This window comes from Arcicella rosea (assembly GCF_014204325.1).
Lineage (GTDB): Bacteria > Bacteroidota > Bacteroidia > Cytophagales > Spirosomataceae > Arcicella > Arcicella rosea_A.
The window spans coordinates 1-21,861 of record NZ_JACHKT010000026.1; the positions used below are offsets into that span (position 1 = coordinate 1).

Sequence of the window (21,861 nt, forward strand, 5' to 3'; positions counted from 1 at the left end):
AGCCAATAGCTTTTTCAGAAAAGGATTGAATATTATCAGGCGAGGATTTAAGAATCCTACAAAAGTCTTTGTCCAACTCTGGAATAAATGCTTTGAGGCATTTGCAAAATGGATAAATATACAAATGTCTTACAATCAAAACTTTAAAGAAATCTTCGGGTAGAGTAGTTTTCAGTAGTTTAGGAGTAAAATAAAAACGAGACTATCCTTTTTAGAATAGTCTCGTTAAAATATTGTCTATCAATTAATTTTAATGTGTTTCATAAACCTCAACTTCTTCAACTTCTACAAGCATATTTTCGTTGATGGTTGAAAGTTTTACTTTTTTTGTTTCATTAATCAAAATTGGGTCATATTTAGCAGTTACTCTGATATAATTCTCAGTGAAACCCTGCATTTGTCCATTTTCAACATCTTCTTCAAAAAGTACTGTAAATGAATTTTCGAGATGCTGTTCGTAGAAATACCTTCTTTTTTTATCAGATAAAATATGAAGCATTTTTGAACGTTCAGCTCTTTTATTCATTGGCACTACAGGTTTTATAGCCAATGCAGTTGTATTTTCTCTTTCTGAATAAGTAAAAACGTGTAAATAGCTGATTGGTAACTCGTTCAAGAAATTATAAGTTTCTAAAAACTCTTCGTCGGTTTCTCCTGGGTGACCTACAATTACATCAACGCCAATACAACAATTAGGCATTAACTCTTTGATTTTAGTTACTCTATCTACATAAAGCTCTCTTTTGTAGCGTCTTTTCATTAAAGCCAATACTTTGCTAGAACCTGACTGTAATGGAATATGAAAATGAGGAACAAATCGTTTTGAGCTTGCTACGAAAGCTATAATTTCATCAGTCAACAAATTTGGCTCAATTGAAGAAATTCTAAAGCGTTCAATACCTTCAACTTCATCCAACGCTTTTACTAAATCTAAAAAAGTATTTTCTCTTTTCCCATTTTGAAGACCGAAATCTCCAATATTTACGCCCGTCAAAACGATTTCTTTTACGCCACTTTCAGCGATTTCACGAGCCGCTTTTAATACATTTGCTATAGTATCAGAACGACTTCCTCCTCTAGCCAATGGAATCGTACAATAAGCACAAGGATAATCACAACCATCTTGTACTTTCAAGAAAGTACGAGTTCTGTCGTTTAATGAATACGAAGTATGGTATTCCACAGCTTCTTCAATATTTTGATTATAGACTTTGGCTTTATTGCCTGAAGGCTCTTTTACAAAACCATCTAATAAATTTATCAATTGAAATTTTTCTGCTGCACCCAATACCGCATCTACTCCTTCAATATCAGCAATTTCCTGTGGTTTTAATTGTGCATAACAACCTATGATTGTTACGTATCCATCAGGATTTATTTTATTGGCTTCTTTTACAATTTTCTTACACTTCTTGTCCGCATTTTCAGTAACAGAACAAGTATTGATGATAAATATGTCTGGCTTTTGATTGAACTCAACTTTTTGATAACCTTTTTGCTCAAACATTCTTGAGATGGTTGAGGTCTCAGAATAGTTAAGTTTACAGCCTAATGTATAAAATGCTACTTTTTTCATACTGCAAAGATAGTTATCAAGATTGAAATTTGTAGCTAAAAATTCAAAACTAGCTAGATATAGAATTCATTATTAGCTGATTATCTGATATATCAATAAAAAAGCCCGACTAAATTAGCCGAGCTTTTTTTGATATATGTCTAATCTCAAAACTAAACTTCAACAGTTTTAACAGTTTTGATGATACGAGCAGCAACTTTGTATGGATCTGCAGCTGAGTTTGGACGACGATCTTCCAACCATCCTTTCCATCCTTTTTGAACAGCAGCAATTGGAATACGGATTGAAGCACCACGGTCAGAAACTCCATAAGAGAATTGATCGATAGATTGTGTTTCATGCTTACCAGTTAAACGTAAGTGGTTATCAGCACCATATACTTCAATATGTTCTTTCACGTAAGGGGCAAATGCTTGACAGATAATGTCATAAGTTTCTTTCTTACCAGCTGTTCTAAGAGCAGTATTAGAGAAGTTAGCGTGCATACCTGAACCATTCCAGTCAGTATCACCAAGTGGCTTACAGTGGTAGTTAACCCAAACACCGTATTTCTCACAAGTTCTTTCTAACAAATAACGAGCAACCCAGATTTCATCGCCAGCTTGTTTAGCACCTTTAGAGAAACATTGGAATTCCCATTGTCCAGCAGCAACTTCAGCATTGATACCTTCTACGTTCAACCCAGCTTGAAGACAATATTCTAAATGTTCTTCAACAATATTACGTCCGTAAGCATTTTTAGCTCCAACTGAACAGTAATATGGCCCTTGTGGACGAGGATAACCGTTTGAAGGGAAACCTAAAGGAAGGTTTGTCGCTAAATCGTACAAAAAGTATTCTTGTTCAAAACCAAACCAGAAATCATTGTCATCATCTTCAATCGTAGCACGACCGTTAGACTCGTGTGGATTTCCTTCAGAATCTAAAACTTCGCACATTACAAGATAAGATGGAGTTCCCAATAAAGAACGCTCAGGATCTTTGCAAATGAAAACAGGTTTCAATTGACAGTCAGAAGAACCACCTGGAGCTTGTTCTGTTGATGAACCATCAAATGACCACATGTCGCAATCCTCTAATTTCCCGCTAAAATCATTCTCAATTTTAGTTTTACTACGAAGGCTCTGAGTTGGTTTGTATCCGTCCAACCAAATGTACTCAAGTTTAGCTTTTGCCATGATTTTGTTATTGGATTTTTTAATATTTGGTTAATTTCCTTGTTTCTTGCTACAAATTTATACTTCAAAAATTGAATTTCACAAGAAAAAAATGATTTTTATGAAATTTTTAAACATAGGCAAGTTTTTGCGCCTGATTTGAACTATTCTAATGCGTCAAATAATTGCTTTGTTTAAAATGATGAAATTATATTTTGTTATTATCAAAATTACAATACTTTATTTTGTAAATCAAAATATTTGCAGAACAAAATGTAAAGTTCTTGAAATAGTTAAATTTTTTCTTTAGTTATTTTAATGTCAGTAAAATTGTGATATTTGAAGGATATTGTTTTTACATGAAAAAGTTGATTTGAAGCTATTTTTTTAAATTTTAAGAGTGATTAATTAATAAAAAATAAATTTCAATTACATTTATGCGTGAGTTTATTATTTAATGGAATTAAAAGGTAGCGATTGAAATGTAATAAGTAGTTTGCTTGAGGCTTCAGTCAAAACCTTGTGTGAAATATCCATTAACATTAAAAAAATAATCTGAAAAATTTTATATGGCAATTGCAAGATTTAAAGCACTTGAGTTAGCTCAGTCTCGTCCGACTGTACCGGTAAAAATACCGACGGAGAAAGTAACCGATTATTACGGAAGTAATACTTTTAATGATGAAGTAATGCGTTCCTTATTAAGCCCAGAAGCTTATCTGAAAATTACAAATGCAATTGAAGACGGTAAGAAAATTGATAGAGAGGCAGCTGATGAAGTTGCAGCTGCAATGAAATCATGGGCTTTGTCGAAAGGAGTAACACATTATACACACTGGTTTCAACCATTGACGGGTACTACTGCCGAAAAGCACGATGCTTTTTTTGACATTACGGGTAAAGGTAAAGCTGTTGAGAAATTTAAAGGTTCAGCATTAGTTCAACAAGAACCTGATGCTTCTTCTTTCCCAAATGGTGGTATTCGTTCTACTTTTGAAGCCCGTGGTTATACTGCTTGGGATCCTTCTTCGCCAGCCTTCATTATGGAAAACGTAGCAGGTACTGCTACTTTATGTATTCCTTCGGTTTTTGTTTCCTATACTGGCGAAGCTTTAGATTACAAAACACCTTTGTTGAAATCAAGTGAATTGATTGATAAAGCAGCTACAAAAGTAATGAATGAATACTTCAGTCGTGAAGTATCAAAAGTTTCGGCTTCTGTTGGTATTGAACAAGAATATTTCTTGGTGGATGAAGCATTGTATAACGCTCGTCCAGATTTGATGATGTCTGGAAGAACCGTTTTTGGCCATTCACCAGCTAAAGGTCAACAATTAGAAGACCATTATTTTGGTTCGATTCCTTCAAGAGTAAATGCTTTTATGGTTGATTTTGAATTGGAAGCTTTGAAATTAGGTATGCCAGTGCGTACTCGTCATAACGAAGTTGCTCCAGCACAATTTGAGGTTGCTCCAACATTTGAAGAAGCAAATTTAGCTTGTGACCACAATGCTCTTTTGATGGACTTAATGAATAAAGTAGCTGCAAAACATAAAATGCGAGTACTTTTTCATGAAAAACCTTTTGCAGGTATCAACGGCTCTGGGAAGCACAATAACTGGTCTTTGGCTACAGATACTGGTGTTAACCTTTTAGGACCATCAACTAAACCAAAAGAAAATTTACGTTTCCTTACTTTCTTTGTGAACACTATCAAAGCTGTTCATGATTATGCAGATTTATTGCGTGCTTCTATCGCAACAGCTGGAAACGAACATCGTTTAGGTGCGAATGAAGCACCTCCAGCGATTGTTTCAATTTTCATCGGAACAGAAATGACTCGTGTATTGAATGATTTAGAAAATCTTTCAGAAATGCACGATATTAAATTAGAAAAAGGAGATAATGTTTATCTAAGATTAGGAATCAACAAAATTCCAGCACTTTTATTAGATAATACTGATAGAAATAGAACTTCTCCTTTTGCTTTTACGGGTAATAAATTTGAGTTTAGAGCTGTTGGTTCATCTGCCAATTCTGCAGCACCAATGACAATCCTCAACACGATTGTAGCTAATCAATTATTGCAATTCCGTGAGGAAGTGGATGTTTATTTGGAAAAAGGAATCAAAAAAGAATTAGCAATTGTTGAAGTATTGAAAAAATATGTAAAACAATCAAGAAAAATACTTTTTGAAGGAAATGGCTATTCTGAGGAATGGGCAGAGGAAGCATCTAAAAGAGGATTGTCAAATCTAAAGACTGCTCCTGAGGCATTGACAAAATATTTGGAGAAATCGGCAATTGATTTATTCTCGAAACATGGTATTTTCAACGAAATTGAAATGCACGCACGTTATGAAATCGAGATTGAAAATTATATCAAGAAAATTCAAATCGAATCAAGGGTTGTTGGTGATTTGGCTATCAATCATATTGTTTCAACTTCTTTGAAGTATCAAACTCAGTTAGTTGATAATGTTCGTGGCCAAAAAGAGATTGGAATTGATCCTCAGTATTACGCTCCGACAATTGAAATTATTAAGAAAATATCTATCTATACTGCTAAAATCAACAATTTAGTTGATGAAATGACAGAAGCAAGAAAAGAAGCTAATAATGTGGAAGATACTGCTGAAAGAGCGAGACTTTATAGTACGAAAGTGAAGAATTTCTTGGAGGAAATTCGTTATTGTGTAGATAAATTAGAACTTATCGTTGACGATGATGAATGGCCTTTACCAAAATACAGAGAATTGTTACTGATTAGATAAGTAATATATGTAATAATTAAGTCTTAAAATGCCCACAGCACTTTTGCGTTAGTGGGCATTTTTGTTATCTTTGACACATAAATTAATCTATTGTAATATGTCATTAAAATCGAATCCGGGACTAGACCCTAAAGAAATTGAACAGTTAAAAAAGGAATGCAAAGAAGCAGGAAAGAAGTTTGTTTACTTTGAAGACGAACTGAATGATGAACCTGATAACGTTGAAGAATTTGTTCACGTTCAGTTTGTAGGTGAGTATAAAGGGCAAGAAGCAATTTTTGATGCCGTTATTTACTCTCTGCGTTTGCATTACAACAGTATTGTTTATGAAACAGCTGAGCGCCAAGCGATGAAGTCGTTTCCTTTATATATTCCTGTTGAGAACCGTGATGAGACTTATACTTCAAACGAGGCAATGGATGAAGAAGTAGAATTGTTCATTACTGAATTGATTGAGGAAATTGAAGAAAATGAAGAAATTAAACTTTCTGAGCATTTAGAAATTGATGAAGATTTTGAATTCGGAATCGGATTAGAAGTATGTTTGAATGTTGATGAAGTAAATGACAAAGTAGTTACTAAATTTGTGGACGATTATTTATCGGGTAACTTCAAATTAAACCCAACTTTGTTTTCTTTCAAAACAGAAGCTGAAGACTAATTCCTTTTTAAATGTTTAGTAATTCTCCAATTTGGTTAAAGTCACTTATTAAAGTCGTTGGATTTTTGTTGTTCTTCGTTTTTTTTGTGGGACTAGGAAGAGCTTTCTTTGTATTTCTTTTGACTTTCGTTTATCAAATTGATTATGATAAGTTATATGAAATAATCAACCAAACTCAACACTACGATAAATTATTGGTGTATGAAATAGGAGGGTTATTCTTTGAAATATTAGCTGTTTGGCTTTATCCAAGAATGCTAGGAAAAAGCATTTCACTCAAAAGTTTGGGGCTAGATTGGAAAAATAAAAGTAAGGATTTTGCCTTTGGATGTACTGTCGGTATCTTTTTAATAAGTATTGGATTTGCCATATTGAAAATTATGGGATTCATTCAAGTTGTAAAGCTTGAATTTAATCCCATAATTTTCGTTTCATATATTTTCTTTTTTATACCTGTAGCTACCTCAGAAGAACTGATGGCACGTGGATACGTGCTGAGTACTTTATTAGAAGGCATGAATAAGTATGTCGCACTAAGTACTTCTGCATTTATTTTTGCAGGTTTACATCTAATGAATAATCATATTGGCTTCATTCCTCTTGTCAATCTAACTTTAGCAGGCTATCTTCTAGGAATTTATTTTATCTTTCAAAAAAACTTAATGTTTCCAATTGGGCTACATTTTACTTGGAATTTCTTTCAAGGAGCCGTTTTTGGCTTTGAAGTATCAGGACATGATATTCAAGGAATCGTTTCTCAAAACGTAAAGGGCGATATTTTATGGACTGGTGGAGCTTTTGGCTTTGAAGGTTCGATCGTTGCTTTGCCCATTGTAGTATTGGGGATTTTTTTTATTTACTTTTATTTTCGCAACTCAAACACTTCTGCTGAAAGCACTAAATGATTTTTAGCACTATACGAAGATTATTTCCATGAATATATTTTACGAACCGAATATCAAGCAAACTTTATTGTTGAATGAAGAAGAATCTCGCCATGCTATAAAAGTACTTCGTTTATCGGTCGGAAGTAAATTGTATGTTGTAGATGGAAAAGGTGGTTTTTATACTTGTGAAATTAGGGTCGCACACGAAAAAAAGTGTGAAGTAAAAATTGTAGAAGAGCAACAAAACTATGAACGTCAAGATTTTTACATACATTTAATCATTGCTCCAACCAAAAACATGGATAGAATTGAATGGATGGTTGAAAAATGTGTAGAAATGGGCATTCATGAAATTTCTTTTATTCAAACTCGTTATTCAGAGCGTAAAGAGATTAAAACGGCAAGAATAGAGAAAATTGCGATAGGAGCGATGAAGCAATCTTTAAAAGCATTTTTGCCCAAAATCAATGAAATGATTACTTGGAAAGCTTTTTTGCAAAAAGAGATAAATGAAAATCAGAAAATGATTGCACATTTGGAAGAAGGTGACAGGAAATTAATCCAAAATTTAGCAAATCCAAAAGGGAATTATGCAGTATTAATTGGCCCAGAAGGCGATTTTAATCCAGATGAAATAGCACAAGCTTTGAAAAAAGGTTTCCAGCCTGTTACTTTAGGAAAAAGTAGATTAAGAACAGAAACCGCAGGTTTAGCAGCTTGTTTTACCTTGAATTTAATTAATCAATAATGAAGTGAGTAAACAATCGAGTAATTCAACAATGAAGAATATCCATAAAAATATTGCTAGTATTTTATTGTTAACTTTTTTCTTGGTTTTTAATCATCAAAGCTTTGCTCAATATTCATTTAAAATTGCTAAAATGAAGTATGGAGGAGGTGGAGATTGGTATTGTAACAAGACTTCATTAACGAATCTAATTAAATTTTGTAACAGTAATCTCAGAACGAATATTGCTCCTGAAGAAGATATTGTAGAGCCTTCAAGCCCAGAATTATTTACTTATCCATTTGTGCATTTAACAGGACATGGAAATGTTGTGTTTAGCGATGGAGATGTGGCTAATCTTAGAAAATATTTAGTAGGCGGAGGTTTTTTGCACGTTGATGATAATTATGGTTTAGATAAATTTATACGTAGAGAAATGAAAAAGGTTTTTCCTGAATTAAGTTTTGTTGAATTACCCTTTAATCATCCTATCTATCATCAAAAATTCAAATTTCCCAATGGTTTACCTAAAATACATGAACATGACAACAAACCTCCACAAGGGTTTGGTTTAATTTATGAAGGAAGATTGGTCTGTTTTTATAGTTTTGAAAGCGATTTAGGAAATGGTTGGGAAGACCAAGCTGTTTATAAAGATCCAGAAACGATTCGTTTGAAAGCATTGCAGATGGGTGCAAACCTACTATCATATTCGCTTACTTCTTTTTAAAGCCTTGCAAATGTCAGAATATAAAAGATTTAAAACCTTTTTAATAAACAATTGGTAACTTTGTTAGACGATTATTACAAAAGTCATTTATTTAGCAATAATCTGTCTTTAAAATTCTCAATAACAAAAACAAATTAAAATAATAATATAATCATGCAGTTGGTATTGCCCGCTTTTATCATTCATTGGTACTTATCTTTGTTTAGCCAAACGTTTTTTTTACATCGTTATTCAGCACACAAGATGTTTACTATGAATAAGTTTTGGGAGAAATTTTTCTATTTTCTCACTTACGTTTCTCAAGGTTCATCTTATTTAAGTCCACGTGCTTACGCAATTTTGCACCGTATGCATCATGCCTTTAGCGATACCGAGAAGGATCCTCACTCTCCACATTTTTCAGATAATGTATTTTCAATGATGTGGAAGACAAAAGATATTTACAATGCTTTGTTGAATAACAGTTCTAAAATTGAAGAGCGTTTTGATCACAACTATCCTTTTTCAAAAACGATTGAAAAATTAGGTGACCATTGGGTTTCAAGAATTGGTTGGGGTATTGCTTATGTGATGATGTATGTAGTAGCTTTTGTTTATTTTGATATGCACTGGGCATTTTTCTTTTTATTGCCTATTCACTTTTTGATGGGACCTGTTCATGGTGCAATCGTAAACTGGTCGGGTCATAAGTATGGTTATCAAAATCATGACAATAAAGATAAATCTAGAAACTCTTTAGTATTCGACTTTTTGATGATGGGAGAGTTATTTCAAAACAATCATCACAAATTGCCTAACAGTATGAATTTCGCTTCAAAATGGTATGAATTTGACCCAACTTATCCAATGATTAAATTATTAATCTGGTTAAGAATCATCAAACCAAATTTAAGCAAACCTGCTGATGCAGAGTTCTAGTTATTGAGTGAATTAATGAATGAGTGATTTAGAGATTCTCAATATTTAGATATAATGAATAAAAAAGACCTGATTGAATTTCAATCAGGTCTTTTTTATTCATTATGGCTTAAAGCTTACTACAGTTTTCTATCAATATCAAAAGCCTCCAAGTAATCAGATACTCGCTTTACAAATTGACCGCCCAATGAACCATCAACAATTCTGTGGTCATAAGAATGAGAAATAAACATCTTATGGCGAATCCCCAATAAATCTCCTTGAGGCGTTTCAATCACCGCTGGTTTTTTCTGGATAGCACCAAATGCCATAATCGCTACTTGTGGTTGAACAATAATAGGAGTACCCATAATGTTCCCGAAAGTACCGATATTAGAGAAAGTATAAGTGCCGCCTTCTAAGTCTTCTGGCTTTAGTTTATTTTCTCTGGCTCTTTTAGTTAAATCATTGATTTTCTTGGTCAAACCAATCAAATTATAAGAATCAGCATGATGAATTACTGGAACAATTAAATTGCCATTAGGCAAAGCAACAGCCATTCCGACATTGATGTTCTTTTTGTAAATAATTTTATCACCATTAACAGAAGCATTGATTTGCGGAAAATCTTTAATGGCATTAACGATTGCTTCTACTAAAATTGGCGTGTAAGTAATGTTTTCGCCATATTGTTTTTTGAAAGCATCTTTAGCGTTGTTTCTCCAAATCGCCACATTTGTCATATCTGTTTCAACGAATGAAGTAACATGTGGAGCAACCCTTTTAGATTCTATCATACGCTCTGCAATCATTTTACGCATTCTGTCCATCTGAATAATTTCATCTGTACCAGAAGTGAAAACAGGAGCTGAGCTTGAAACGATTTTCTCAGGAGTTTTTACTACTGGGATACTTACTTTAGCTGTTTTTCTATTTTCTAAATAAGCTAAAATATCATGTTTAGTTACTCTTCCATCTGAACCAGAACCAACGATAGCATCTAGTTCAGCCGTTGAAATGTTTTCTTCTTTTGAAATACTTAAAACCAAAGGCGAATAAAATCTAGCACCTGCATTTGAAACTGTTTCTTGGCTTGTTGGGTCAAGATTTATACCTGTTAAGATTTTGATTTCTTCAATTTCTTGAGCAAGCTTTTCAGAAATAATCTCTGCTTTGGGTGAAGTATCTCCTTCTTCTCCCTCTGTATCAATGATACATATTGGTTTTCCAATTTCAGCAATTTCTCCTTCTTGAACCAAAATTTCTGTTAAAATACCCGACTCAGTACAAGGTACTTCTGTATCAATTTTATCAGTTGCTACTTCTAGTAAATATTCATCGGCTTCAATTTTTTCGCCTATGCCTTTAAGCCACTTTAAAATAGTAGCTTCCATGATACTCTCGCCCATTTTGGGCATAATTACTTCGATTAAAGCCATGTTGTTCTTAATAAATTCAGGATGTTGATTGCTGTAAGATGAATATTTTGTTCACGAAATCCACCCAATTGCAATTTCTTTGTGATTGTTTGTGTTTCTGAAGCGATGGCAATCCAAATAGTACCTACTGGTTTATCTGTTGTTCCTCCGTCGGGTCCTGCTATGCCACTTGTTGCCAAACCAAATGTTGTTTGGCATAATTTGCGAATATTTTCTGACATTTCGATGACTGTTTCCTCTGAAACTGCTCCGAATTGTGCTAAGGTTTCTGCTTTTACGCCTAATTGATTTATTTTAACAGCATTGTCATACGATATAATTCCGCCCATAAAATAAGCTGAACTTCCTGCAACTTTCGTGAATTGATGACCTAAATAACCACCAGTGCAACTCTCTGCCGTTGAAACTGTATAGCCTTTTTCTTTCAATAAACGACCAATTGCTTCTTCTAGTTCTTCGTTCCCAAAACCATACACATAGTCTTTGATGATAGGCAATACTTTTTCAAATTTATCTTCTACTTCTTTTTCAAGTGCTTTAATGTCTTCTCCAAAGCCTGTCAGACGTAACTTTACGCTTCCCATTGATGGTAAGTAAGCTAACTTGATATGCGGAGGAAGTGCATCTTCCCAAGCGTCAATCATTTCTGCTAATAATGATTCCCCAATACCAACAGTGCGAATTACTTTATGGAAAATTACAGGAGTTTTAAAATACTCTTGAATTTTAGGTAATAAGGAAAGTGTCATCAGACCTTTCATTTCATAAGGAACGCCTGGCATTGAAATATAAACTACTCCATTTTGTTCAAACCACATGCCGGGTGCAGTTCCCATGGTGTTTTTGATATAAGTAGCATTGGCAGGTAACTCTGCCTGACCAAGATTTAAGCCTGTTACTTCTCTTCCTCTTTTTCTAAAGAATTCTGTTAAATCAGTCAAAGCTTCTTGATGTACTTCCAGTGTTGTATTGAAGTATTTACAAAATGTCTTTTTGGTAATATCATCTTTGGTTGGCCCTAGTCCACCCGTTACAATCACTAAATCTGCTCTATCTGTGGCTTCTTGAAAGATTTGTAAAATGGCTTCTTCTGTATCGCCAACGGATGATTTTCTAACGGTGCGAATCCCTATTTTATCAAGTTCAGCACTAATCCACTGTGTATTAGTATCGGTAATTTGCCCGTAAAGTATTTCATCACCGATAGTGATTATCTCTGCTCTAATCATTTTTATTTTTACCTTTTAGCTAAAGGCTTAGTCCTAATTGATTATTTTTGTTCAAAATTACACAAATTCAAGTGTTTTGGCGTTTAAATGACAATGACTTTCCACAAAATTTGTCAGTTTTCATATTGTTAAACATTGAAATTTAAAAAAATGAAAAGAATTTTCTTAGGCCTATCATTATTGTTTTCTGTAAGTAGCTGTAATTCACAGAATATTGGTAATATCCTCAAACAAGCTAATGATGTTTTGAGTGGCACTCCTGGCGCTTTAACAACGGATGAAATCGGAAAAGGTTTAAAAGAAGCCTTAACAGTTGGTATTAAAAACAGTTCATCAAAGGCTTCTGCTTTAGATGGTTATCTTGGTAATCAAACGATTAAATTGTTATTTCCACCCGAAGCACAGAATGTTGAACAAAAACTTCGTCAGATTGGCTTGGGTGCTCAATGCGATAAATTTATTACTGCTTTAAACCGTGGAGCAGAGAAAGCAGCAGAGAAAGCAGTTCCTATCTTTGTGGATGCTATTACTAAAATGACGATTCAAGATGCTTTGAGTATTTTAAAAGGCGATAAAGATGCTGCTACTAATTACTTAAAAAGAACTTCTTCGGTAGCTTTAACCAATGCTTTTGCACCAGTGATGGAAGAATCTATCAATTCAACAGGTGCTACAAAATTGTATGGAGAAATTGCTACAACATACAATAAAATCCCTTTTTCAAAAAAAGTAAACCCAGATTTGAAACAATATGCAACTCAAAAAGCAATTGATGGGTTATTCCTTTTAGTCGCTCAAGAAGAACAGAAAATTAGAGAAAATCCTGCTGCTCGTGTATCGGATTTATTGAAAAAAGTTTTTGCAAATCAATAGCATTATGTAGTGATTAGTAAATAGTGATTGGTGATTAGTACTTCAAGTTACTAATTGTCAGTTTTTTACAATAAACTAAAACGTTGCTTGAGTTGTATTGATTACTTGACTATCAATCTTTTTAGCGATTCAATTAAAAAACAATTATATAAAAAGTACCCATCTTTTATAATGAAACATTCTGAAATTAATTTTAAAGTAACATTAGACGATCAAAGTGTCCCTGAACAAATTCAATGGTCTGCAACAGACAATCCAAACGAAGGTATTGAAGAAACAAAATCAATCTTTGTAGGTGTTTGGGATCATTACCACAAAGGAACTTTAGCTTTACCGCTTTGGACTAAAGATATGGACGTTTTAGAAATGAAACGTTTTTACATTGAAGTAATCGGAAGTATTGGAAATACCTTAGTAGATGCCACTGGCGACCAAAAGATGTCCACTTTAATTGATAACCTTTGTAGAACTTTAACTAAAAATCTGCAAGAAGAAATTAAAGCCGCTGAACAACAGCAATAATGTTAACGATTGTTAATGCCAATTTCTTTCAAAGGAGATTGGCATATTTTTGTGATACTCATTCGCAATAATCCATTTTTAACCATGAAAAAATTCTTTATTCTCTCTCTTTTTGTATTCCTCACGCATTTAGTTACTGCACAAAAAGGAACAGCTTTTTTACAAAGCGGAAACCTCAAAACCGTTTTCGATTTAGCTAAAGCACAAAACAAACCTGTACATTTAGAAGTATATGCTCCTACTTGTCATGTTTGTAATGCTTTTAAGCCTACTTTTGAAAATGCCCAAGTAGGAAGCCTCTACAATCAAAACTTTATCAATTATAAATTAGATATTACTTCGGCAGAAGGAGCAGCTTTCTTGAACAAACAAGGTATTTGGATTCCTTCGACTCCAACGCTTTTGTTTTTTGATAAAGATGTAAAATTAATGCACATCACTGTTTTGGGTGAAAATTATAATACTCCTCAAGCATTAATTGAAGCTGCCAACAAAGCTATCGACCCTAAACAACGCACCAGTAATTACAAAGCAAGCTATCGTTCTGGGAATCGTGATGCTAGCTTCTTGATTGAATACGGTTTTATGGCGAGAATCATGCGTGATACACTTGATAATATCAATGTGATGAATAATTATGCGAAAATCGTTCCTGCAACACAATACAGCAATAATACCAGCTTTTTATTATTGCAAAAAGTCATAATGGACGATGAGAACAATATCTTTGAATACATGATTAGCCATTTAGGAGAATTCAATGCCAAATATGATAAAAACTTGGTAAAGCAAACGGCTGAAAATATTATCATGTATTCTTTGTACAGTAGTCGTGGAATGAAATATTCTGTGGCAAAAATCAATCAAGTAAGAGCAAACTTGGCTAAACTAGGCGTAGATAAAAAATCTATTAACGGCAGAGTTTGGAGAGAAGAATCAACGGCTTATTTCCGTGAAGGACAAGTGCCGAAAGCTCTTGCTGTGTTAGATAGTTTAGTAGATGCTACAACAGATAAGAAATCATACAAATTCTTGAGTAACTGGATTAAAGCCAGAAGTTCTGATAAAGCCGCTTTAGCCAAAGCCGCTCTTTGGGATGCAAAGAGTAAATAAGTTAGAGCATAAATACATAAAAAAGCGTCTTGAAAATTCAATTTCAAGACGCTTTTTTATTGTATGTCTTTTTCTTATAACAATCTGTAAGTTACTCCAAAACGTATCAGTCTTGCAACGCATTCTGTTGAACCACCAACATAACCTGCTTTATAACTCATAAAGCCATAAGAATAACCTGCATAAACGCCCATTTTGTTATAATTTACTGCAAGTTGAATTCTTGGTCTAACTTCAGTATTGATGGTTTTTCTTTCAATATCAGTAGTAAATACTGTACCGTCCACAGCTGTTGCTTTTCCGTTTTCATGCGTTTTTAGATTGGTACCAATATCAAAACCTCCAGTTAAATCAATGGCTAATTTCTTAGTATGAAAGCGATGACCAAGAGATGGAAAGATATTGATAAAATCTGCACTTAAAATTGTACTCCCTTCGGTTGTAAGAAGATTACCAGGAGATTGAGGACTTCCATATACTCCAAGAAGATTTACTTTACTTCTCAGACTTTCATAGCCAAGGTCAAGCCCAAGAATAAAATTCTTTTTGGTAACTCTCTTCAAATTCCCAGAGAAACCATACGAAAGTGCCGATTTCGTGCCATAAGGATTATTGGTGTACCCTCTTTTAATATCTGCACTGTAGTTAATATTTGAATTAGCATTAGTCGCATCGCCATGAAATGAAAAAAGTCCAGAATTTAAGGCGAAATGTAGCTCTGTTTGTTGGGCAAAAGTACTTGAGAATGCCAAAGAAGCAAAAACGGTGAGTAGTAATTTTTTCATGTTTTGTGTATTTTATTGAAATGTTTAGAAATATTAATTGATACAATAAAGATAATTAAATCTTGAGTGTAAGCGCTACTTTTATGATTGAATTATAAGGAATTTTTATTATTAGAGCTAAGTATAATCCTGTAAGGTTTTTAAAACCTTACAGGATTGAAGGCACTCTGAACTTGTTGGTGTTTTTTCACCAACAAGACAGGCAAAATTAATTATAGACGAAATGATGCGTTGCTGACGCCTGTCTTGTTGGAAATAATTCCAACAAGGGCAGAATAACATTTTCAAGAAAGTATATCATTCTCATAAAACATAACTAAACACTACATCCGAATACACCAACATTGGTTCTTTACCAACTGCGGCTACTTTGATGGCATATTCTGTGCCTGATTGTAGGTTTTCAAATACCATTTTTTTGCGACTGATGATATGCGTTTCCCAAATACTTGTTTCTGTTATTGGGGAAGTCGTAATCTGATAAATATAGCTTTTAGCTCTGTGTATTCTATCTATATTGGCGATTAAAGTACCTTTTACTGGGCCGTTGACTACCGTCAAATTACTGGGTTTGGATAAAATACCAACGGGCTTTCCTTTCTTTTTAACATCAAATCCTGAACTTTGGGCTATTACTTCATTATCAAAACAATTCATATTTACATACAAGCCCAACAATTCTAATTGTTTTTCTAAAATACTTCTACATTCTTTTTTATAAAGAGTTGCCTGTTTGCTTCCAGTTCTTGAAGCGACCAAAGCATCCAGAAAAGCTATTCTGCTCTGATTAATTTCCTCTAAACTAGGTTGTGGAGTAGGAAAATGAGGGTTTCCTGTTAAGCTTTGAATAATTGTCGAAGTCTTGATGTTTAATTCATCTTCTCTGTATCGTTTAAAACTTCTGAGGATGGTAATTTTAGGCATATCATTGGTTGTTTTAAATGTTGAACATGTATGGAATAAAGTAGATAATTAAAGTATTGATTTATAATAACTTAATCTTGAAATCTTTGTTTAAAGATAAGTTTTTTTTGAATATTTAGCTCAAATTTTTCTTTATAAAATTAATTTGGAATCACTCAGGCTAGTTTTATTGATGAATAATTTTGCTTTTTTTCTTGTTTACAAAATTTTATTGTAGTGTAACAATGAATCATTGTAATACGGAATAATTGTAAAATAGTGTTGCAATGACTCATTGTAACACGTAAAAATTAAAATGTAGTATTACAATAAATCATTGTTATACGTAAAAATTGTATTGCAGTATAACATTAGCTTATTGTTATACATATCAATTTTATTATAGTATAACAATGGCTAATTGTAATACGTAAAAATTGTATTTTGATATAACAATAGCTCATTGTAACATGTAAAAACTATAAAATAGACTTACAATGGATTAATGTAACCCTATAAAATATTTTTTCAGTCTTTATTGTTCTTTTCACCAACAAGCTTTAAGTCAGGTACTGTCTGAAATGGGAGGGATGATGATAGAGAAATTATAAAATAGGCTGTTTTAATAGGAAATTAATACAAATCAGCTAAAGGAATATCAAAGGAGGGAATAAACTAATGTTTATGATTTTTATTAAATTATGATAAAATGATAAGGTTGGGATTTTTAGGGTAATAATCAATGTAATTTATTGTTTTTTAGGTGTTTATGGTTTTTCGTATAATCCTATAAGGTTTTAAAAACCTTATAGGACTAATGCCCCCGCTTGGCGGAGTGTTTTTCACTACGCCAAGCAAGGGTTTTCTAACGACTATCTTCTTAACGCTCTACCTCTTATAGATTTATCAACTTTTGAATAATCTACCCCACACTTCACAAAATACTTTTGGTCTTCTATATAAATGTATTGACGTTCTTCTTCCATTTGGTATTTTTCATAATCCAACCCTAAATACTTCATCCACTCAAGCGTTATGCGATGTCTCATATATCGTAAATTTGTAAAGATAATCATACTTAAATGCTTAACATCATCGTAATTAAATATCATATCTTCAAATTGAGAACCAACAGATGTATCAGAAAAGACATACCATTGGCAGTCCTCTGGTTTGGTATAATCTTTATAATTTAAAGGAGATGTAAACTCTGGACAAGACAAATCTTCTTGACTCAAAGGAAAGTAATCTAGTTTTCTCCATTTATGATCTCCTCTCTGTGGGGGTGGATTTATTCCTAAAATCGGTGTTGACAAAAAATCAAATTGCTCAAAAAAGGTTGTTACTTTTTCTTTACGAGGTTTATCGCTTCGATAATTAAGCACTTTTACTATTGTACCTATATGTCCAAACTCTGCCAAACAAATTGTTTGGACATAAGCAAAGCCTAAATCCTGAGCCATGGGTACTTCCCAAAGCATACCATAATGACTATCAACTAATTTTTTCATTTTAAAAGAACTATGATGTTTATTTACCGCTATTTATTTTTTTCAAATAACTAATACATGAATAACACGCAAATGACAATTAAGAAAAACTAATTATAGCCTTTGCAGTTTGCTAATGCCTATTTTTAAATCTATACTCCCTTTATCTCAATTTTTTTTATGTTAAGACTGCTATCGCTTAAGTCTTGTATTATTTTTTTCATACCTATATCAGCAGTACTTCCTAAATCTATTTGAAAGATTGCATAGTCTTTATTTTTGAATTCTTTTAATGAAAAAGAATGTATTAATCCTTCAAAACCTGCTATTCCTTGCTGATTATTTTCATTATAATTGCTGATTGATTTGCCGATAAAATGCTCAAGGGAATCAGCTTGTTCAGCAGAGAGATTTTTATCAAAAATAATCTTCATGCTAATGTCAATATCTGGTTTTTTAACTACTACAACAAAGCGATACCCATCCAAAAATACTTTTCGCTTTAGATAAGCGTATTTGATAAGATTTCTTTTTAAATATTCTACATTAAAATCTTCAATCCAAATACGGATACTATCTTTTTCGATTTCTTCTGCACAATTGATTGGATTATCACCTTTTAGATTTTCCCAATGGAGTGTGACATCAGTGGCATAATGCGTATAATAAGATAGTCGAAATTGATACACCGTTGTTTTTGATGTATTTTCGATGATTTGAGGAAAATCTTTAAATATTATTAAAAAATCTTCAGGGTCAAATATTTCGCCTAAAAGCTGTTTTAGCTGAATAGATACTTGTTTTATTAATTCGTTTTTAAATGTCTTAGAAGTGTCTATAGACAAAGGTTTGTTTAATGAATAATCCCAATAGTTATAAGTCTCGAATTTCATATTTTATTTTGGTTAAATAGTACTAGTTAATGCTTATGAAAATTTGTACCCTTGTCTATTTTTTACATACAACCAATAACTAACTTTTCAATCTGCTCTCCAATTTTGTCCCCATTCTGCTTTAGTGCTTCCAATAGGGATGCGCATTCCAAAATGTTCCAAACAATATTTATATATGCTCTCAATATCAATAGTTTCATTAAATTTTTGCTGAATTTCTCTATTGTTTGGTTCATTTGATTCAAAAGGATTATCATATAATTCTATGAACCGTAATCCATTTTCAAGCAAAATATTCTGAATACCTTCTTCGAATCCTTCTACTTTCTCCCTTTTTATCATTTCATAAGCTTGTTCCCCAAACCACATTCGCCAACAAGACCTCAGCATCATATTACACACTTGTCGTTTTCTTCCCGGGTTTCCATCAATATTTATTCGCCTTTCACCATCAATGCGTAAAACTTTCCTTTTGTCAATCGGTATCTCTTTTTTTTCATAGTTTCTTACGAATGTTTCATTTTGTAAAAACTCATCTAATTCCCAAAAAGAGTAAGCACAAACAAAGCCTTTATGATTAAAAAAATGTTCAAATACTGACAAATTAAAATTTTCTATGCTTCCATTCCAAATTATTCGGATTAATGCTGGACTGATAATTGGGACAACTCTTGATATGCTTAATCTATGTTTATTTTCTATATCGTAAAGAAGATGACCATAATGGAAAAATCTCTTTTTTTTCATTTTTGAAAAAACGCTATTAGCTTTTTCAATTGAGAAATCATTGTATCCTATCCATCGTTTAAGGATGTAACCAATGTTTGGATTATTGACAAGGTCAATAATTTCAGATACCTCAAGGGTATCTAGTTTAAAACACATCTCAAAGGTAATATCAGGATATTTTTCTGCTAATGCTTGTGTATCAAGTGGCTTAGGTCTAAAAAACCATTCTAGTATTTTCATAGAGCATTACGTTGTTTCTGTCTAGTTTGTGTTGTAACTATAATTCTATAAGGTTTTTAAAACCTTATAGAATTAATGCAGATTTATGATTGAAAGGGAATAATTATATACCACTAGCCGTTGCCTTCTAAGAAGGCTTGACACACTGACGTAGTGAAAACACTACGCCAAGCGAGGATTTTTAAGTCAGCTTATGAATTTCAAATAATTTCATTCCTTACTTCAATACCTTTTATGTTTAATTGTTCTTCTAATTGTAGCCAAGTAGTATCACTTAATGTGGATGCTTTGTGTGAGGTAGATTTGAAGTCTTTGGTGATGATTCTGATAGCATTAGGGCTTTTTCCAGCAGTTTCAAAGACTATTTCTTTGATGTCATTTAAAACATAAATATTTTTCCAAAACCAGATAGTACGATTTTTGATAACCAGATAATCGTTGGCAATAATGATGTAATTCATCATCCAAGAAAAATAGATAATGCCTGTTATTAAAAATAATAAAATGTATATTATGGTGGGTGAGTAAGGATTGTTCGTCATTGAGTAGATTGAATAAGCAAAGTAGGCAAGAAAAACCCCTAGTATAATTTCTCTATAACTTGTAAATTTATTTCCATCAAAAACCTTCGTTTCTGTTGACGTTAAATCCACAGATTCATGCTGATTTACTTCAAATGCTTGGAAGGCTTGTTGTTGTTCCACTACTTGATAAAGGAAAGATTTTATTTCCCATAAATTCTTATACAAATCATCATAAAGCACTTTTTCTGTACCATTTTCAAACTGAATAATCATCCCTTCTAAATCATTTCTATAAGTTTTATTAAAAGGTATTTTTGTGGAGAAAGTAATGTCCGTAATGTCTTTGATAAGGAATGATTCACTATCGCCAAAAGTAATAGTATCATTTTTGATTCTAACCGAAGGCGTTTTTTTGAAATAGGTAAATGCTTGGTAAAGAGAGTATGTAATTAAACCTAATCCAAAGAGAAATCTTATCCAATTTTTTCCTACTAGCTCATCATTTTGTAGCTTATTAATTGTAGATAGTAAGATTGTTGAACCATAGAATAGAAAGAAAGCACAGGTTATCGTAAAGATGATGTAAAATCTATACAGATGTCTTTGTGTTGAAATTGTTGTCATTGTTTTGTGCAGTTTATTGATTTGCAATTGATAAAGATAATTATTTGGCTTTAATTTCTTCATTGTTTTACATATTTTTAGATTAGTTGGTTTGTTGTAGAGGCAATCCCTTGCTGTTGCCTTTATTGCTTGGAATAGAAAACGGTAATTGCAAGCGTTAAAGCTACAATGATTTTATTAATTCCGTCCTTGTTTATATTTTCGCAAACAAGCTTTGCGTTAGTAACACGCTAATGATAATCACATTACAGAGTCCTGTCTAGTTGTAAATTATTTCAACATCGGCAGAAACAACTGTTAATGAATCACTCAAAAACTGCTTTTTGTCAGTTTTTAACTTTATAAATTCATCTTTCTTAATTTTACTTTTTTCAATCAAAAGGTGATACACAATTATGGCAGAGAATTATACTTTTAAGGATAAGTCAAAACGGGAATTGTTAAGGTTTCTGGAGGCATATCAAATGGCAATCAACGAAAGTATCATTTGTTCTGTCACTGATACAAAAGGAATCATTGTGTATGTCAACAAGAAATTTTGTGAGGTTAGTAAATATCAAGAAGAGGAATTATTAGGAAAGAATCATAGAATTTTAAATGCTAATTATCATTCCAGTACATTTTTTAAAGAAATGTGGCAAACGATTTCCTCAGGAGAAATGTGGCGTAGTGATGTGAAAAGCATTGCTAAAGATGGAACTTACTTCTGGCAGGATAGTATCATTCTCCCTATTTTTGATGAAAATCAACAAATTATTCAATATTTCTCGATTAGAATTCCTATTGATGAGCGTAAAAAAGCGGAGGAGGAAAGAGAGCAGCGAATTAAGGATTTAGAAGAGGTGTTATTCAAGATTTCGCATGAAGTGCGTCATCCTGTTACATTAATGTTGGGGATTTGTAATTTATATGATGAATCTTTACTTACACAAGAAGAGCTAGGCACTTTTATGTCGGCTATTAAAAACGCTGCAAGTAGATTGGATGTTTATACCAGAGAAATTACTGAAGTGGTTAGTAAGCTTAGGGATAAGGAAGATGCTTAGAGTCTGGTTTGAGTTTATGAGTGCATGAGTTTAGGGTTTATG

General features: G+C 32.8%; 20 protein-coding genes. 10 read left to right on the top strand and 10 right to left on the bottom strand.

What is annotated here, in order from left to right:
* Positions 1–250: 250 nt before the first annotated feature.
* Together mtaB and HNP25_RS15820 are read right to left on the bottom strand one after the other, a co-directional pair.
* Positions 251–1,576, bottom strand: coding sequence for a tRNA (N(6)-L-threonylcarbamoyladenosine(37)-C(2))-methylthiotransferase MtaB (gene mtaB, locus HNP25_RS15815; RefSeq protein WP_184135665.1), 1,326 nt, complete (start codon positions 1,574–1,576; stop codon positions 251–253).
* A 152-nt stretch (positions 1,577–1,728) separates the two neighbouring features.
* Entirely contained in the window at positions 1,729–2,754 is a 1,026-nt protein-coding gene (locus HNP25_RS15820) for a glutamine synthetase beta-grasp domain-containing protein (protein WP_184135666.1), read from the bottom strand.
* A gap of 548 nt (positions 2,755–3,302) precedes the next feature.
* On the opposite strand from HNP25_RS15820, the gene HNP25_RS15825 reads away from it, so the two are divergent.
* The 6 genes from HNP25_RS15825 (at position 3,303) to HNP25_RS15850 (ending at position 9,430) form a co-directional block, all read left to right on the top strand.
* The gene (locus tag HNP25_RS15825; RefSeq protein WP_184135668.1) at positions 3,303–5,507 is read left to right on the top strand and encodes a glutamine synthetase III family protein; all 2,205 of its coding nucleotides are present in this window, start codon (positions 3,303–3,305) and stop codon (positions 5,505–5,507) included.
* A gap of 97 nt (positions 5,508–5,604) precedes the next feature.
* Positions 5,605–6,168 carry a hypothetical protein gene (locus HNP25_RS15830; RefSeq protein WP_184135670.1) on the top strand — a complete coding sequence of 188 codons (564 nt, stop codon included), beginning with the start codon at positions 5,605–5,607 and terminating at the stop codon, positions 6,166–6,168.
* Between the two features lie 11 nt (positions 6,169–6,179).
* Positions 6,180–7,073: a CPBP family intramembrane glutamic endopeptidase gene (locus tag HNP25_RS15835; protein ID WP_184135672.1), complete on the top strand. Its 894-nt coding sequence runs from the start codon at positions 6,180–6,182 to the stop codon at positions 7,071–7,073.
* A gap of 28 nt (positions 7,074–7,101) precedes the next feature.
* Positions 7,102–7,803 (top strand): 16S rRNA (uracil(1498)-N(3))-methyltransferase, encoded by a 702-nt coding sequence (locus HNP25_RS15840; RefSeq protein WP_184135673.1) that lies wholly within the window; start codon positions 7,102–7,104, stop codon positions 7,801–7,803.
* A 31-nt stretch (positions 7,804–7,834) separates the two neighbouring features.
* Complete coding sequence (locus HNP25_RS15845; RefSeq protein WP_184135675.1) at positions 7,835–8,512, top strand: DUF4159 domain-containing protein; 678 nt, start codon at positions 7,835–7,837, stop codon at positions 8,510–8,512.
* Positions 8,513–8,665: 153 nt separating this feature from the next.
* Positions 8,666–9,430, top strand: a complete 765-nt coding sequence (locus HNP25_RS15850; RefSeq protein WP_184135676.1) for an acyl-CoA desaturase — start codon at positions 8,666–8,668, stop codon at positions 9,428–9,430.
* 119 nt (positions 9,431–9,549) lie between these two features.
* Here the strand turns inward: HNP25_RS15850 and HNP25_RS15855 are convergent, their stop codons facing one another.
* A complete protein-coding gene (locus HNP25_RS15855; protein ID WP_184135678.1) occupies positions 9,550–10,848 on the bottom strand; it encodes a dihydrolipoamide acetyltransferase family protein in 1,299 nt (432 codons plus the stop codon).
* Entirely contained in the window at positions 10,839–12,077 is a 1,239-nt protein-coding gene (locus HNP25_RS15860; RefSeq protein WP_184135679.1) for a competence/damage-inducible protein A, read from the bottom strand. The genes HNP25_RS15855 and HNP25_RS15860 overlap by 10 nt, the downstream gene beginning before the upstream one ends.
* A 150-nt stretch (positions 12,078–12,227) precedes the next feature.
* On the opposite strand from HNP25_RS15860, the gene HNP25_RS15865 reads away from it, so the two are divergent.
* The 3 genes from HNP25_RS15865 to HNP25_RS15875 all read left to right on the top strand — a co-directional run bounded on the left by HNP25_RS15865 (position 12,228) and on the right by HNP25_RS15875 (position 14,585).
* Entirely contained in the window at positions 12,228–12,950 is a 723-nt protein-coding gene (locus HNP25_RS15865; RefSeq protein WP_184135680.1) for a DUF4197 domain-containing protein, read from the top strand.
* Between the two features lie 171 nt (positions 12,951–13,121).
* Complete coding sequence (gene gldC / locus HNP25_RS15870) at positions 13,122–13,472, top strand: gliding motility protein GldC (RefSeq protein ID WP_184135682.1); 351 nt, start codon at positions 13,122–13,124, stop codon at positions 13,470–13,472.
* 15 nt (positions 13,473–13,487) lie between these two features.
* A complete protein-coding gene (locus HNP25_RS15875) occupies positions 13,488–14,585 on the top strand; it encodes a thioredoxin family protein (RefSeq protein ID WP_221432487.1) in 1,098 nt (365 codons plus the stop codon).
* A gap of 74 nt (positions 14,586–14,659) precedes the next feature.
* Here HNP25_RS15875 and HNP25_RS15880 read toward each other — a convergent pair whose 3' ends face one another.
* The 6 genes from HNP25_RS15880 to HNP25_RS15905 form a co-directional block, all read right to left on the bottom strand.
* Positions 14,660–15,370, bottom strand: a complete 711-nt coding sequence (locus HNP25_RS15880; RefSeq protein WP_184135686.1) for a hypothetical protein — start codon at positions 15,368–15,370, stop codon at positions 14,660–14,662.
* A gap of 303 nt (positions 15,371–15,673) precedes the next feature.
* Positions 15,674–16,294, bottom strand: coding sequence for a hypothetical protein (locus HNP25_RS15885; protein WP_184135687.1), 621 nt, complete (start codon positions 16,292–16,294; stop codon positions 15,674–15,676).
* Positions 16,295–17,145: 851 nt separating this feature from the next.
* Positions 17,146–17,784, bottom strand: a complete 639-nt coding sequence (locus HNP25_RS15890; protein ID WP_184135689.1) for a hypothetical protein — start codon at positions 17,782–17,784, stop codon at positions 17,146–17,148.
* Between the two features lie 131 nt (positions 17,785–17,915).
* Complete coding sequence (locus HNP25_RS15895; protein WP_184135691.1) at positions 17,916–18,656, bottom strand: hypothetical protein; 741 nt, start codon at positions 18,654–18,656, stop codon at positions 17,916–17,918.
* Positions 18,657–18,743: 87 nt separating this feature from the next.
* Entirely contained in the window at positions 18,744–19,625 is an 882-nt protein-coding gene (locus HNP25_RS15900) for a hypothetical protein (protein ID WP_184135693.1), read from the bottom strand.
* Between the two features lie 200 nt (positions 19,626–19,825).
* Positions 19,826–20,836 carry a hypothetical protein gene (locus tag HNP25_RS15905; protein ID WP_184135695.1) on the bottom strand — a complete coding sequence of 337 codons (1,011 nt, stop codon included), beginning with the start codon at positions 20,834–20,836 and terminating at the stop codon, positions 19,826–19,828.
* Between the two features lie 332 nt (positions 20,837–21,168).
* Between HNP25_RS15905 and HNP25_RS15910 the strand changes: the two genes are divergently transcribed.
* Positions 21,169–21,819 carry a PAS domain-containing protein gene (locus tag HNP25_RS15910; RefSeq protein ID WP_184135696.1) on the top strand — a complete coding sequence of 217 codons (651 nt, stop codon included), beginning with the start codon at positions 21,169–21,171 and terminating at the stop codon, positions 21,817–21,819.
* The last annotated feature ends 42 nt before the right edge of the window (positions 21,820–21,861 follow it).

Bases quoted from the DNA above. Each gene is read 5' to 3' on its own strand.
- HNP25_RS15855 (WP_184135678.1), bottom strand. From the start codon at position 10,848: ATGGCTTTAATCGAAGTAATTATGCCCAAAATGGGCGAGAGTATCATG.
- gldC (WP_184135682.1), top strand. From the start codon at position 13,122: ATGAAACATTCTGAAATTAATTTTAAAGTAACATTAGACGATCAAAGT.
- HNP25_RS15910 (WP_184135696.1), top strand. From the start codon at position 21,169: ATGGCAGAGAATTATACTTTTAAGGATAAGTCAAAACGGGAATTGTTA.
- HNP25_RS15860 (WP_184135679.1), bottom strand. From the start codon at position 12,077: ATGATTAGAGCAGAGATAATCACTATCGGTGATGAAATACTTTACGGG.
- HNP25_RS15890 (WP_184135689.1), bottom strand. From the start codon at position 17,784: ATGAAAAAATTAGTTGATAGTCATTATGGTATGCTTTGGGAAGTACCC.
- HNP25_RS15905 (WP_184135695.1), bottom strand. From the start codon at position 20,836: ATGAAGAAATTAAAGCCAAATAATTATCTTTATCAATTGCAAATCAAT.
- HNP25_RS15895 (WP_184135691.1), bottom strand. From the start codon at position 18,656: ATGAAATTCGAGACTTATAACTATTGGGATTATTCATTAAACAAACCT.
- HNP25_RS15820 (WP_184135666.1), bottom strand. From the start codon at position 2,754: ATGGCAAAAGCTAAACTTGAGTACATTTGGTTGGACGGATACAAACCA.
- mtaB (WP_184135665.1), bottom strand. From the start codon at position 1,576: ATGAAAAAAGTAGCATTTTATACATTAGGCTGTAAACTTAACTATTCT.
- HNP25_RS15880 (WP_184135686.1), bottom strand. From the start codon at position 15,370: ATGAAAAAATTACTACTCACCGTTTTTGCTTCTTTGGCATTCTCAAGT.
- HNP25_RS15825 (WP_184135668.1), top strand. From the start codon at position 3,303: ATGGCAATTGCAAGATTTAAAGCACTTGAGTTAGCTCAGTCTCGTCCG.
- HNP25_RS15830 (WP_184135670.1), top strand. From the start codon at position 5,605: ATGTCATTAAAATCGAATCCGGGACTAGACCCTAAAGAAATTGAACAG.
- HNP25_RS15885 (WP_184135687.1), bottom strand. From the start codon at position 16,294: ATGCCTAAAATTACCATCCTCAGAAGTTTTAAACGATACAGAGAAGAT.
- HNP25_RS15900 (WP_184135693.1), bottom strand. From the start codon at position 19,625: ATGAAAATACTAGAATGGTTTTTTAGACCTAAGCCACTTGATACACAA.
- HNP25_RS15875 (WP_221432487.1), top strand. From the start codon at position 13,488: ATGCCAATTTCTTTCAAAGGAGATTGGCATATTTTTGTGATACTCATT.
- HNP25_RS15865 (WP_184135680.1), top strand. From the start codon at position 12,228: ATGAAAAGAATTTTCTTAGGCCTATCATTATTGTTTTCTGTAAGTAGC.
- HNP25_RS15850 (WP_184135676.1), top strand. From the start codon at position 8,666: ATGCAGTTGGTATTGCCCGCTTTTATCATTCATTGGTACTTATCTTTG.
- HNP25_RS15845 (WP_184135675.1), top strand. From the start codon at position 7,835: ATGAAGAATATCCATAAAAATATTGCTAGTATTTTATTGTTAACTTTT.
- HNP25_RS15840 (WP_184135673.1), top strand. From the start codon at position 7,102: ATGAATATATTTTACGAACCGAATATCAAGCAAACTTTATTGTTGAAT.
- HNP25_RS15835 (WP_184135672.1), top strand. From the start codon at position 6,180: ATGTTTAGTAATTCTCCAATTTGGTTAAAGTCACTTATTAAAGTCGTT.